Source organism: Mesorhizobium sp. 1M-11 (genome assembly GCF_001303895.1).
GTDB lineage: Bacteria > Pseudomonadota > Alphaproteobacteria > Rhizobiales > Rhizobiaceae > Mesorhizobium.
The window spans coordinates 24,731-37,132 of sequence record NZ_LJSD01000043.1; the positions used below are offsets into that span (position 1 = coordinate 24,731).

A 12,402-nucleotide genomic window follows, 5' to 3' on the forward strand; every position below is an offset into this window, starting at 1 on the left:
TGTCGGGAAGGGCGCGAGTTGAACGCCAATTCCAGATAAAAATATTGCGCTTACCCCGCATCTTATGAAACCGTATGCCCCGACTGCCCGTCTGGGTCGTGCGATAGCAAGCATCGTCTTCGGTTTCATCACAGGGATTTGCCGCTATGTCCTCAACCAGATTTCTAGCCAGTGCGCTTGTCGCGCTCGGCCTTTCCGTCGCTTCAGCGAATGCCGCCGATGTCGTCGTCTCCTCCAAGATCGATACCGAGGGCGGAGTGCTTGGCAACATCATCCAGTCGGTCTTGAACGCCAACGGCATCAAGACTGTCGACCGCATCCAGCTTGGCGCCACCCCGGTGGTGCGCAAGGCGATCATCGCCGGCGAAATCGACATCTATCCGGAATATACCGGCAATGCCGCCTTCTTTTTCGAGAAGGGCGACGATCCGCTCTGGAAGGATGCTGCAAAGGGCTATGCCGAGGCCAAGAAGCTTGACTACGACGCTAACAAGATCGTCTGGCTGACGTCATCACCGGCCAACAATACCTGGGCGATCGCACTGCGGAAGGATGTCGCCGACGCCAACAAGCTGGTTTCGTTCTCCGACTTCGGCAAGTACGTATCGGGCGGCGGTAAGGTGGTGCTGGCCGCCTCTTCCGAGTTCGTCAATTCCGCGGCTGCCCTGCCGGCTTTTCAGACCACCTACGGCTTTACGCTGAAGCCGGATCAACTCATCACGCTATCGGGCGGCGACACGGCAGCGACCATTGCGGCAGCCGCCAACCAGACCAACGGCGCCAATGCGGCGATGGTCTATGGCACCGACGGCGGCATCCAGCCGTCCGGTCTTGTCGTGCTGACCGACGACAAGAATGTTCAGCCGGTCTATCAGCCGACCCCGATCATTCGCGAGGCAGTGCTGAAGGAAAACCCGAAGATCGAGGAAGTGCTCAAGCCGGTGTTCGAGAAGCTCGATCTGGTGACGCTGCAGGAACTCAACGGTCGCGTCCAGGTTGGCGGCGAGCCGGCAAAGGCGGTCGCGGAAGATTTCCTGAAGAAGAACGGCTTCCTCAAGTAGCGAGCGGTTCCGGCGCGCCTTCTGGGCGCGCCGAACCTGAAGGGCCAGGATCGTGGGCATTCGCTTCGACAAGCTGGGCGTGGTGATTGCCGCGATTGCCGCCTATGCGGCCTTTCTCGCGCCCTTCGCCACGTTTCGCGCCAATCGTATCGTGCCGGGCGAGGGACGTTTTATCCTCGACGCGCTTCCAGTCGTCAGCGGACCATTGCTGCTGGCGCTTGTCGTCGCAGCCATCGTCGTGGCGCTGTTGAAGACGCCCCTGGCCTTGCGGCTGATTGCAAGTGTTGTCCTGCTGGTGGCCCTCGCGCTGGCCATCGGCGCGGCTGGCGGCTTCCTCACGCCGCCCGGCAACACGTTCGCCCGGATTTCACCGGCCTCCGGCTTCTGGTTGCTGATTTTCGCCTTCACGCTGCTTCTGGCCGATGTACTGGCACGGCTTGAGCTGTCGCCATTTGTGCGCCTCGCCGTTCTTTTGGTTGCCGCGGTGGCGGTCGGCGCCCTGTTGGCATCCGGCGTATGGGACAGCCTCTCCATTCTCAAGGAATACACAAACCGGGCTGATAGCTTCTGGGCCGAGGCGCGCAAGCATGTGACGCTGGCCCTGGGGTCGCTGGTGGCTGCCGTGGTCGTCGGCTTGCCGCTCGGCATTCTCTGTCACAGGGTCGAGGCACTGCGGGCAGGGGTGCTCAATGTGCTCAACATCATCCAGACCATTCCTTCGATCGCGCTGTTCGGCATGCTGATCGGCCCGCTCGGCTGGGTGGCACTGCATGTACCAGGGGCATCCGAGCTCGGTATCCGCGGCATCGGCACCGCGCCGGCTTTCGTGGCGCTGTTCCTCTATTCGCTGCTGCCGGTGGTGGCGAATACGGTGGTCGGCCTGGCCGGCGTGCCAAAGGCCGCCAACGAGGCGGCACGCGGAATGGGTATGACGGATCGGCAACGCTTGTTCGGCGTCGAGTTCCCGCTTGCCTTCCCCGTGATCCTGACCGGCATCCGCATCGTTCTGGTGCAGAATATCGGCCTTGCCACCATTGCAGCCCTCATCGGCGGTGGCGGTTTCGGCGTCTTCGTCTTCCAGGGTGTCGGGCAGACGGCGATGGATCTTGTGTTGCTCGGCGCTGTGCCGACGGTCGCCCTGGCCTTCGTGGCGGGCATCGTGCTCGACGCCATCATCGAACTCACCGCAACAGCCAGGCGCAAGGAAGCGATCGCATGATCGAGATCGAACACATCACCAAGCGCTACGACAAGCAGACCGTGGTCAACGACGTGTCGATGGTGATCGAGCCGCACACGATTGCGGCGATCGTCGGCACCTCCGGATCCGGCAAGACGACGCTGCTTCGCATGGTCAACCGGCTGGTGGAGCCGACAGCTGGCACGATCAAGCTGGATGGTGTCGACAACCATTCGCTGCCCGGATACGAGCTGCGCCGTTCCATAGGCTACGCCATCCAAGGCCACGGCCTTTTCCCCCACCGCACTGTGGCGCAGAACATCGCCACGGTGCCGCTGCTGCTCGGTTGGGACAAGGAAAGCATCGATGAGCGCGTCGACGAATTGCTGAAGCTTTTCCAGCTCGATCCTGCCGATTTCAGCCAGCGCTACCCGCACGAGTTATCCGGCGGCCAGCAGCAGCGTGTCGGTGTCGCGCGTGCGCTCGCCGCCAAACCGAACGTGCTTTTGATGGACGAGCCGTTCGGTGCGCTCGATCCGATCATCCGAAACAAGGCGCAGGAGGATCTGCTCGCCATCCAGAAACATTTCGGCACCACCATCATCCTGGTCACGCACGACATGGAGGAGGCGGTGCATCTGGGCCACAAGATCGCAGTGATGGACGGCGGCAAGCTGGTGCAATACGCAAAACCCGCCGAGATTCTCGCAAAACCGGCCAGTTCCTTCGTCGAGACGCTGGTCGGTTCATCAGAGCGGCCGTTTCGGCTGCTGTCGCTCGGTCGCGTCGGCGATGCGGTGGAGAAGGGCAGTGCAGAGGGCGAAGCCATTCCGGCAGACGCCAGCCAGCGCGATGCGCTAGCTGAACTGCTCTGGTCCGGCCGACCGGCGTTGCCAGTCAAGGGCGCCGACGGCAAGGCGCTCGGCCGTGTCACCGTCGACGGCCTGGTAAAACTCGCGGCGAGGCCGGCATGAAGACGTTCCTGCCGGCGGCATTGCGTGTGATCCTGCTGGTTCTCCTGGTGGCGTTCATCGTCAATCCTGGCTGGTTCGAGCCGCTGTTCAAGCCGCTGACGGAAAACAATGCGCCAGCGATCTACAATCAGGGCAGCCTGCTGTCGTTGACCCTGCAGCATCTGGGTACCGTTGCGGTGGCCACGATCGCGGCGATCATCGTCGCCATCGGCCTTGCCATCCTGGTGACCCGGCCCTTCGGCGCCGAGTTCCTGCCGCTGTCGCGCTCGCTGGTCAATATCGGCCAGACTTTCCCGCCGGTGGCAGTGCTGGCATTGGCCGTACCTGCGGTCGGCTTCGGGGAAAAACCAACATTGATCGCGCTTTTTCTCTACGGGCTGCTGCCGATCTTCGAGAACGCGCTGACCGGGCTCACAACGCTGCCCTCCAACATCGTGGAGGCAGCGCGAGGTGCCGGCATGACCAATCGCCAGAAGCTGCTCAGAGTGGAACTGCCGCTCAGCCTGCCGGTCATTCTGGCTGGCATCCGTCTATCGGTCGTGATCGGCCTGGCGACCGCCACCATAGGGTCTACCGTCGCAGCCAAGACGCTGGGCGAAGTCATCATTGCCGGATTGATCTCCAACAATCTCGCCTTCGTCGTCCAGGGTGGTCTCATCGTGGCTGGCCTGGCCGTCTTCATCTATGACGGACTGATGGCCCTGGAACGCGTCGCTGCAAGACGGATGGGTCAAGTTGCCCACTGACTATGGCCGGCCGATCGGGATTGCCGCTCAGCGCCTCGGGGACGCCGCCGGATAGTCGAGGGTGATTTCCAATTCTGTGCTGTTTGCGGCAGCGACCCACCGACGCCGGATGATTGAAAAATCATGGCGCACGCCCTTGCCGGCCTCCAGCGATACGAGATCGCCGTTGGCACAGCCTTCCGGTAGCCGCAACAGATCGAGCGCCGTCGCCAGATCATGGTCTCTCACGTAACGCTCCGCGCTTGCGGTCAGGACTATCGTCGTGGCGCGCATTGCGTGATCGGCGGGACTCGGTGATCCTGCTTTACCGTGACCAGAATCATCGAAAGCAGAAGGGGCTTTTGCCATGACGTCACGTCTTTCCAAGATCACCATGTGCCTGTGTCTGGCGGCCTTCGCCTTCCTCGTCGCCTTTGGCAACATCACCGACTATGGCTCGAACTTTGCCTTTGTCCAGCACGTGCTCTCCATGGATACAACCTTTCCGGGCAACGCGCTGATGTACCGCTCGATCACCAATCCTGCCCTTTGGACGGCGGGTTATTGGCTGATCATCTTCGGCGAGGCGCTGACCTGCCTGCTCTTCCTGATCGCCGCATGGAATTTATGGAGCGCTCGCAAGGGGAGCGGCCAGGCTTTCAACAGCGCCAAGAAATTCGCCATCATTGCCACCACCATGGGGTTCCTGGTCTGGTATTTCGGGTTCATGGTGATTGGCGGGGAGTGGTTTGCCATGTGGCAGTCACAGACCTGGAACGGGCAGGAGGCTGCCTTCAAATTCTACATGACCATGCTTGTCGTGCTGATCTTCATCATGCAACCAGACGGCGATCTCCAGCAGTAGTGGCGTAGTCGAACGCACTCGCCAATCTCGCCTGAATAGTCACGGCGTGGCGGGTGACGTGCGGGTACGGCTCGCAAGGGCGCGGTAAACTGTCGCAGGCAAATGCGGGCAAATGTCGCACGCCGGCTTGACGGTCGAGACCGCGGCTTTGCATAAATCGATCGAGGGGTCGGGATTCCGCTCGGGAATCTCGGTTCGAACGGCCTGGGGAGGAGGTCTGCCGGGCCATAGATCGAGGAATAATCCGCAAATGACCATGCTTTATGTCGTCATCCTCTGCGGCGTGCTTTCGGTCGTCTACGCCATCTGGGCTACACAGTCCGTGCTGGCGGCCGACCAGGGCAACGCACGTATGCAGGAAATCGCCGCGGCCATCCGCGAGGGTGCGCAAGCCTATCTGGCGCGCCAATACACCACCATTGCCATCGTCGGGGTCGTCGTGTTCCTGCTGGCCTGGTGGCTGCTGTCGGGTACCGCCGCCATCGGCTTCCTGATCGGTGCCGTGCTTTCGGGTGCGGCAGGCTTCATAGGCATGCACGTTTCGGTGCGCGCCAATGTGCGCACGGCGCAGGCCGCGTCGAACAGCCTGGGTGCTGGCCTCGACATCGCCTTCAAGTCGGGCGCCATCACCGGCATGCTGGTTGCCGGTTTGGCGCTGCTCGGCGTCTCCGTCTACTACTGGGTACTGACCGGCCCGCTGGGCCTGGCACCCGGCGATCGTACCGTGATCGACTCGCTGGTGGCCCTGGGCTTCGGTGCCTCGCTGATCTCGATCTTCGCACGTCTCGGCGGCGGCATCTTCACCAAGGGTGCCGATGTCGGCGGCGATCTCGTCGGCAAGGTGGAAGCCGGCATTCCGGAGGATGATCCGCGCAATCCTGCCACCATCGCCGACAATGTCGGTGACAATGTCGGCGACTGCGCCGGCATGGCTGCCGACCTGTTCGAAACCTGCGCGGTGACCGTGGTTGCCACTATGGTGCTCGCAGCGATCTTCTTTGCCGGAACCGATGTGTTGTCGAGCATGATGCTTTATCCGCTGGTCATATGCGGCGCCTGCATCATCACCTCTATCGTCGGCACCTTCTTCGTGAAGCTCGGCGCCAACAGTTCAATCATGGGTGCGCTCTACAAGGGCCTGATCGTCACCGGCATTCTGTCGATCGTCGGTCTTGGCGCCGCCACGTCGATGACCATAGGCTGGGGTCCGATCGGCACCGGTGCGCATGTCGTGACCGGCACGAATCTGTTCATCTGCGGCCTGATCGGCTTGCTGGTGACGGCGCTGATCGTGGTGATCACCGAATACTACACCGGCACCGACAAACGTCCGGTCAATTCGATCGCCCAGGCCTCGGTCACCGGCCATGGCACCAACGTCATCCAGGGTCTCGCGGTTTCGCTGGAATCGACGGCACTGCCGGCCATCGTCATCGTCGGCGGCATCATCGCCACCTTCCAGTTGGCGGGCCTGTTCGGCACGGCGATCGCCGTCACCACCATGCTCGGCCTTGCCGGCATGATCGTGGCGCTCGACGCCTTCGGTCCGGTCACCGACAATGCCGGCGGCATCGCCGAAATGTCCGGCCTGCCCAAGGAAGTGCGTCAATCCACCGACGCGCTCGACGCTGTCGGCAACACCACCAAGGCCGTGACCAAAGGTTATGCCATCGGTTCGGCCGGCCTCGGTGCTCTGGTGCTGTTCGCGGCCTATTCCAACGACCTGCAGTATTTCGCGGCCAATTCCGCGCAATACCCTTACTTCTCCGATCTCGGCACGGTCTCTTTCGACCTGTCGAATCCCTATGTCGTTGCCGGTCTGATCTTCGGCGGCCTGATTCCATATCTGTTCGGCGGCATCGCCATGACAGCGGTGGGACGCGCAGCGGGTTCGATCGTGGAAGAGGTCCGCCGCCAGTTTCGCGAGGATCCGGGCATCATGAAGGGCACGTCCAAGCCTAACTATGCGCGGGCGGTCGACCTTTTGACCCGGGCGGCGATCAAGGAAATGATCATTCCGTCGCTGCTGCCGGTGCTGGCACCGTTGGTTGTCTACTACGGTGTTCTCCTGATCTCAGGCTCCAAGGCTTCGGCTTTTGCTGCCCTCGGCGCCTCGCTGCTCGGCGTCATCGTCAACGGCCTGTTCGTCGCCATTTCGATGACCTCAGGCGGTGGTGCCTGGGACAACGCCAAGAAGTCGTTCGAGGATGGCTTCACCGACAAGGACGGCGTCAAGCACCTGAAGGGTTCGGAGGCGCACAAAGCCTCCGTCACCGGCGATACGGTTGGCGATCCCTACAAGGACACCGCCGGTCCGGCCGTGAACCCGGCCATCAAGATCACCAACATCGTGGCGTTGCTGCTGCTGGCTGTATTGGCGCACAGCTAGTGCCTGTCGGCTGAACAAGAAACCCGCGGGAGCGATCCCGCGGGTTTTGCTTTTGAGGACTTATCCTACAGGCTGTGCCAACCCGTTGTGAGGTTAGAGCGCGGCTGCCGGATTGGGCTTGAGCTTGCCGGCACCGGAGATGATCTGGCCGAGGAAGTTCTGGTCCTTGCCGCCGGTCGGGGTCGTGCGCGAAATGAAGTCGAACACCCGGCCGTCCTTCAGACCGTAATTGGCAAGTCGGGCGACGCGGCCGTCCTGGCCGAAATAGACCGCCAGCACTTTCTGGTCGACGACGCTTGGATTTGCGAAGGCAACCGCGCGGCGGCGGGTCTGCGAGATGTAGTAGAAGACCTCGTTGTCGAAGGTCGCGGTGGTCGACGGTGTGCCGAGCGCCAGCAGCACCTGCTCGCGGCTGGAGCCGACGGGGACCGAATCCAATGTCTGCTGGTCGACGATGTAACCCTGGGTGAGGGTTTCGCCGGGGGTGAGATCCCCGAACATCTTCGACGAATTGCAGCCGGTCAGCGCCGCTGCGATGACAAGCATCGAGGCGACGGAAGCAGAACCTGCCAAGGCGGTCGACTTGAATTTCAATGCGCGCAACGACAACTCCATAGTCCGCTCTCGGGCACCGGCTTGCGCGAGGCGGCAAAACCGGTAAACCAGCTTAGCCGCCGATGCAACAATTGTGCCTTAACAAACAGGTCCCCGGGAGACCGTCCCCAATGTTTCAGCGCCTGTTCGGCCGCGAACGCCATGCCAACCGCGCTATTGTCGAGGCGCTGTACGGACAAATCGTGGCAGCGGCGCGGCAAACTTTCTTTTATTCGCACTGGAATGTGCCCGATACGCCACTCGGCCGTTTCGAGATGCTGTCGCTGCACATGTTCCTGCTCCAGCATCGGCTGCATGGCGAGAGCGGCGTACCGGCTGAACTCGCACAGACGCTGATCGACGAGTTCTTCACCGATGTCGACCATTCGCTGCGCGAACTTGGCATTAGCGACGTTGGTGTTCCGAAACGCATGAAGAAACTGGCCAAGATGTATTATGGCCGCACCGCCGCCTATGCCGATGCGCTGGACCGTGACGACAAAGGCGATCTCGCCACAGCCTTGTCCCGCAATGTCCGCCCCGATGTCGCGGAATGGGCGGAGGCGCCCGATATGGCGGCTTATGTGCTGCGCGCCAGGGAGACGCTTGCCGCGCAATCGTCGAAAGCGATCTGTCTCGGCGAGCTTGCCTTTCCGGCTGCCGCTGGTTGAAGGATGACTGCGATGAAACATCAAGAGGAACCACGAAGCTCGGTTTCGTTCGAGGCGCACGTCTCGCGCCTGCCGCAAAAGGGCATGCCGGTGCGCATCGAGGCCGATGCAGCCCAGCGCGAGGCCCTCGCCAGGGAGCACGAGCTCGTCTCCGTCGAACGCTATGTGGCGGATCTCGTGGTCACGCCCTGGAAGCGCCACGGCGTGAAAGTGAAGGGCCGCGTCGAGGGCGATATCACCCAGGCCTGTGTGGTGACGCTGGAGCCGGTGACAGCTCATATCGACGAGGAAGTCGAGGGTTTGTTCCTGCCCGAGGATTCGAAACTGGGCCGCCAGGGGTTCGAGGGCGGCGGCGAGATATTGCTCGACGCCGATGGTCCCGACGGCCCGGAAACCTTTATCGGCGATACGATCGACGTTGGCGCACTTGCCGAGCAGTTCTTCGGCCTGGCGATCGATCCTTATCCGCGCAAACCCGGCGTGTCTCTGGAAGCTGCGCCGGAGGAGGCGGAACCCGAAAGTGAATTCCAGAAAAAGCTGAAATCCCTGCTCGGAAAATCCTGAAAGCCAGGGACCGACGAGAAAAAGCCGGTTGTGCGGTGACTCAAAACCGCTATTTTCGCCGGAAAGTCACGATGGTCCCAAGCCAACCCACGAGATGAACAACGCGTGATAAAAATCTCCATTGATGCCATGGGCGGCGACCACGGTCCCGGCGTGGTCATTCCGGCGCTCCAGACTGTCGCCACCCGCCGCCCGGACATCCGTTTCGTCATCTATGGGCGCGAAGAGATGGTGCGACCGGAACTGGCGAAATTTCCAGGTCTTGCCGAGAAGAGTGAATTCTTCCACTGCGAGGTTGCTGTCCGCATGGACGACAAGCCAAGCCAGGCATTGCGCCATGGCCGCTGGAAATCCTCCATGTGGAAGGCGATCGAAGCGGTAAAGGCAAACTCGGCCGATGCCTGCGTTTCCGCTGGCAACACCGGCGCGCTGATGGCGATGTCGAAATTCTGCCTGCGCACGATGGCAACCATCGACCGGCCGGCGATTGCCGCCATCTGGCCGACCATGCGTGGTGAGAGCGTCGTGCTGGATGTCGGCGCCACGATCGGCGCGGACGCCCACCAACTGGTCGATTTCGCCATTCTCGGCACCGGTATGGCGCGTGCGGTCTTCGGTGTGGAGCGGCCGACTGTCGGCCTGCTCAATGTCGGCGTCGAGGAGATCAAGGGCCAGGAAGTGGTCAAGGAGGCCGGACGCATGCTGCGCGAGGCCAATATGAACTCGCTTGTCTATCACGGTTTCGTCGAGGGCGACGACATCGGCAAGGGCACCGTCGATGTCGTGGTGACGGAAGGCTTCGCCGGCAACATCGCGTTGAAGACCGCCGAGGGTACTGCACGCCAGATCGGCGGTTATCTGCGCGCGGCCATGGGCCGGACGTTGATGGCACGTATCGGCTATCTGTTTGCGAAAGGCGCTTTCGACCTTTTGCGTGAAAAGATGGATGTCAGCCGTTCCAACGGCGGTGTCTTCCTCGGATTGGACGGCGTCGTGGTAAAAAGTCACGGCGGTGCCGATTCGGCAGGGTTTGCCGCGGCGGTGGAACTGGCCTACGACATGGTGCGCAACCGGTTGCTGGATCGCATCGAAGCGGATCTCGATCTCTTCCATGCCCGCAACCCGCAGTCTCCGGCACTCAGAAAATCTGACGTCGCGGTCGACGAAGAAGGATAGAACAGCTTGATCAGATCAGTCGTGCGCGGCACGGGCCAGGCGTTGCCCCGCCGTATCATGAAGAATGCCGATTTCGAGGGCATGGTCGAAACGTCGGACGAGTGGATCGCCCAACGTACCGGCATCCGCCAGCGCCACATCGCCTCCGATGACGAAACGACGGCTTCGCTCGGCGAGGCGGCGGCGAGGGCGGCACTTGCCGATGCCGGTCTCACACCTGACGATATCGACCTGATCGTTCTGGCGACCTCTACTCCCAACAATACCTTTCCGGCGACCGCAGTCGAGATCCAGCAGCGGCTCGGCATGCGCCATGGCTATGCCTTCGACATGCAGGCGGTCTGCTCCGGCTTCGTCTACGCCGTCACCACGGCCGATGCGTATATCCGCGCGGGGCTGGCCAAGCGGGTGCTGGTGATCGGCTCGGAGACCTTCTCGCGCATTCTGGATTGGAACGACCGCTCGACCTGTGTTCTGTTCGGTGACGGTGCAGGCGCCATAGTGATGGAGACCGCCGAAGCGGCGGGCACTATTGCCGACCGCGGTGTCCTGGCCGCCAGCCTTCGCTCCGACGGCACGCACAAGGAAAAGCTCTATGTCGATGGTGGTCCGTCGACCACCGGCACGGTCGGCCATCTCAGGATGGAAGGGCGCGAGGTGTTCAAGCATGCCGTCGGCATGATCACCGACGTAATCGAAGCAACGTTCTCGCAGGCCGGCATCACAGCGGACGACCTCGACTGGTTCGTGCCGCACCAGGCCAACAAGCGCATCATCGACGCCTCCGCCAAGAAACTCGGCATCGCCGAGGAGAAGGTGGTGATCACCGTCGACAAGCATGGCAATACGTCCGCGGCCTCGGTTCCGCTGGCGCTTTCGATCGCTGCTGCCGATGGCCGCATCAAGCGTGGCGACCTCGTCCTTCTGGAAGCCATGGGGGGCGGATTCACCTGGGGTGCGGTTCTCATCAGATGGTGAGCGAACCGCACGGTTCGGTTCTTGACCTTGTCGAGTCAATTACTTAGGCTCCGCCCTCGTTTCGTCGATACATTTGAGCACAAGCTGATAGGACGGTCTGATGGGGGGAAAGACACTGACACGTGCTGACCTTGCTGAGGCCGTTTATCGCAAGGTTGGTTTGTCACGCACTGAGTCGGCCGAACTGGTCGAAGCGGTTCTGGACGAAATCTGCGAAGCCATCGTTCGCGGGGAGACAGTGAAGCTGTCCTCTTTCGCCACTTTCCATGTCCGTTCCAAGAACGAGCGCATCGGACGCAATCCAAAGACGGGCGAGGAAGTGCCGATCCTGCCGCGGCGGGTGATGACCTTCAAGGCCTCGAATGTGCTGAAGAGCCGCATCCTGCGCTCGCATCAGGCCGGCAAGACGAAGTCGGGCAAATAGGCGAGAGCCCGACTCCGCGGTTGAAAACCGTCCCCGACTTGATGCCGGGCTTGAATGTCAGGCGATAAATCGCTGAAATAGGTTTCGATTCGACGGGATAGTGTCGAATCTTCGGTTCGTTTGTTCTTTGCGCATTGGATTGACCAACGCATGTAACGACGCGTCCGATCCGATGCCCAGCGCGAGGATCCGCCCATGGACAAGAGCCCCGATGCTTTCCGCACCATTTCCGAGGTCGCCGAAGATCTTGATTTGCCTCAGCACGTCTTGAGGTTCTGGGAGACGCGTTTCAATCAGATCAAGCCGATGAAGCGCGGCGGCGGCCGCCGTTATTACCGGCCGCAGGATGTCGAACTGATCAAGGGCATCCGCCACATGCTCTACGATCAGGGTTACACCATCAAGGGCGTGCAGAAGCTGCTGCGCGAGAACGGCAACCAGTTCCTGATCGCCATTGGCCATGGCGACGTCGCCGCCGTCGAAGCGATCGCGCAGCGTCGGCAGGCCGAAGAAGTGCCGTTGACGCCCGCGGCGCAGCCGCGCGCTGATGACGAGATGCTGGTCGGCCAGCCAACTGCCAAGCCCAACCGCCGCTTCTTTGGCCTCGGCAAAGCCGACGACGAGGGGCCCGTGCAGGCAGGCTCCGGCAAGCTTTCACGTGACAACCGCGCATTGCTGCAGGAAGCCCTGTTCGATTTGCTCGAGTGCAAGCGCCTGCTCGACCAGGTGCGGTGACGGGCAACCGAACGAAAAAGTGCCGGCTGGCATGAGCCGCTGGGCGCTCTCGGTTTGTCTTCTCAA

14 protein-coding genes are annotated in these 12,402 nt (G+C 61.8%); 12 read left to right on the plus strand and 2 right to left on the minus strand.

Annotation, left to right across the window (positions count from 1 at the left end):
• The first annotated feature begins 146 nt into the window (after positions 1–146).
• From AO692_RS18390 to AO692_RS18405, 4 genes are read left to right on the plus strand one after another with little or no spacing between them, the layout of a single operon-like run.
• On the plus strand, positions 147–1,061 hold the full coding sequence (locus AO692_RS18390) for an ABC transporter substrate-binding protein (protein ID WP_054311508.1): 915 nt from the start codon (positions 147–149) through the stop codon (positions 1,059–1,061).
• Positions 1,062–1,113: 52 nt separating this feature from the next.
• The gene (locus AO692_RS18395; RefSeq protein WP_054311509.1) at positions 1,114–2,280 is read left to right on the plus strand and encodes an ABC transporter permease; all 1,167 of its coding nucleotides are present in this window, start codon (positions 1,114–1,116) and stop codon (positions 2,278–2,280) included.
• The gene (locus tag AO692_RS18400) at positions 2,277–3,215 is read left to right on the plus strand and encodes an ABC transporter ATP-binding protein (protein ID WP_054311510.1); all 939 of its coding nucleotides are present in this window, start codon (positions 2,277–2,279) and stop codon (positions 3,213–3,215) included. Before AO692_RS18395 ends, AO692_RS18400 begins: the two co-directional genes overlap by 4 nt.
• Positions 3,212–3,961 (plus strand): ABC transporter permease, encoded by a 750-nt coding sequence (locus AO692_RS18405; RefSeq protein ID WP_054311511.1) that lies wholly within the window; start codon positions 3,212–3,214, stop codon positions 3,959–3,961. Before AO692_RS18400 ends, AO692_RS18405 begins: the two co-directional genes overlap by 4 nt.
• Positions 3,962–3,988: 27 nt before the next feature.
• Here the strand turns inward: AO692_RS18405 and AO692_RS18410 are convergent, their stop codons facing one another.
• On the minus strand, positions 3,989–4,309 hold the full coding sequence (locus AO692_RS18410; protein ID WP_244483399.1) for a hypothetical protein: 321 nt from the start codon (positions 4,307–4,309) through the stop codon (positions 3,989–3,991).
• On the opposite strand from AO692_RS18410, the gene AO692_RS18415 reads away from it, so the two are divergent.
• Positions 4,308–4,805 (plus strand): DUF2165 domain-containing protein, encoded by a 498-nt coding sequence (locus AO692_RS18415; RefSeq protein WP_054311512.1) that lies wholly within the window; start codon positions 4,308–4,310, stop codon positions 4,803–4,805. The genes AO692_RS18410 and AO692_RS18415 overlap by 2 nt on opposite strands.
• A gap of 250 nt (positions 4,806–5,055) precedes the next feature.
• A complete protein-coding gene (locus AO692_RS18420; protein ID WP_054311513.1) occupies positions 5,056–7,194 on the plus strand; it encodes a sodium-translocating pyrophosphatase in 2,139 nt (712 codons plus the stop codon).
• Between the two features lie 93 nt (positions 7,195–7,287).
• Here AO692_RS18420 and AO692_RS18425 read toward each other — a convergent pair whose 3' ends face one another.
• Positions 7,288–7,797: an outer membrane protein assembly factor BamE gene (locus AO692_RS18425; RefSeq protein WP_054311596.1), complete on the minus strand. Its 510-nt coding sequence runs from the start codon at positions 7,795–7,797 to the stop codon at positions 7,288–7,290.
• A 122-nt stretch (positions 7,798–7,919) separates the two neighbouring features.
• Between AO692_RS18425 and AO692_RS18430 the strand changes: the two genes are divergently transcribed.
• The 6 genes from AO692_RS18430 (at position 7,920) to AO692_RS18455 (ending at position 12,336) form a co-directional block, all read left to right on the plus strand.
• On the plus strand, positions 7,920–8,459 hold the full coding sequence (locus AO692_RS18430; protein ID WP_054311514.1) for a ubiquinol-cytochrome C chaperone family protein: 540 nt from the start codon (positions 7,920–7,922) through the stop codon (positions 8,457–8,459).
• A gap of 12 nt (positions 8,460–8,471) precedes the next feature.
• Positions 8,472–9,023 carry a DUF177 domain-containing protein gene (locus tag AO692_RS18435; protein ID WP_054311515.1) on the plus strand — a complete coding sequence of 184 codons (552 nt, stop codon included), beginning with the start codon at positions 8,472–8,474 and terminating at the stop codon, positions 9,021–9,023.
• A gap of 105 nt (positions 9,024–9,128) precedes the next feature.
• A complete protein-coding gene (gene plsX / locus AO692_RS18440; protein WP_054311516.1) occupies positions 9,129–10,199 on the plus strand; it encodes a phosphate acyltransferase PlsX in 1,071 nt (356 codons plus the stop codon).
• A gap of 6 nt (positions 10,200–10,205) precedes the next feature.
• Complete coding sequence (locus AO692_RS18445; protein WP_054311517.1) at positions 10,206–11,177, plus strand: beta-ketoacyl-ACP synthase III; 972 nt, start codon at positions 10,206–10,208, stop codon at positions 11,175–11,177.
• Positions 11,178–11,277: 100 nt separating this feature from the next.
• On the plus strand, positions 11,278–11,601 hold the full coding sequence (locus AO692_RS18450; protein ID WP_054311518.1) for an integration host factor subunit alpha: 324 nt from the start codon (positions 11,278–11,280) through the stop codon (positions 11,599–11,601).
• A 195-nt stretch (positions 11,602–11,796) separates the two neighbouring features.
• Positions 11,797–12,336, plus strand: a complete 540-nt coding sequence (locus AO692_RS18455; RefSeq protein WP_054311519.1) for a MerR family transcriptional regulator — start codon at positions 11,797–11,799, stop codon at positions 12,334–12,336.
• The last annotated feature ends 66 nt before the right edge of the window (positions 12,337–12,402 follow it).

What these genes read in the sequence shown, in the direction of transcription:
- AO692_RS18455 (WP_054311519.1), top strand. Translation starts at nt 11,797, where the DNA reads ATGGACAAGAGCCCCGATGCTTTCCGCACCATTTCCGAGGTCGCCGAA.
- AO692_RS18435 (WP_054311515.1), top strand. Translation starts at nt 8,472, where the DNA reads ATGAAACATCAAGAGGAACCACGAAGCTCGGTTTCGTTCGAGGCGCAC.
- AO692_RS18420 (WP_054311513.1), top strand. Translation starts at nt 5,056, where the DNA reads ATGACCATGCTTTATGTCGTCATCCTCTGCGGCGTGCTTTCGGTCGTC.
- AO692_RS18405 (WP_054311511.1), top strand. Translation starts at nt 3,212, where the DNA reads ATGAAGACGTTCCTGCCGGCGGCATTGCGTGTGATCCTGCTGGTTCTC.
- AO692_RS18450 (WP_054311518.1), top strand. Translation starts at nt 11,278, where the DNA reads ATGGGGGGAAAGACACTGACACGTGCTGACCTTGCTGAGGCCGTTTAT.
- AO692_RS18390 (WP_054311508.1), top strand. Translation starts at nt 147, where the DNA reads ATGTCCTCAACCAGATTTCTAGCCAGTGCGCTTGTCGCGCTCGGCCTT.
- AO692_RS18430 (WP_054311514.1), top strand. Translation starts at nt 7,920, where the DNA reads ATGTTTCAGCGCCTGTTCGGCCGCGAACGCCATGCCAACCGCGCTATT.
- AO692_RS18400 (WP_054311510.1), top strand. Translation starts at nt 2,277, where the DNA reads ATGATCGAGATCGAACACATCACCAAGCGCTACGACAAGCAGACCGTG.
- AO692_RS18415 (WP_054311512.1), top strand. Translation starts at nt 4,308, where the DNA reads ATGACGTCACGTCTTTCCAAGATCACCATGTGCCTGTGTCTGGCGGCC.
- AO692_RS18410 (WP_244483399.1), bottom strand. Translation starts at nt 4,309, where the DNA reads ATGGCAAAAGCCCCTTCTGCTTTCGATGATTCTGGTCACGGTAAAGCA.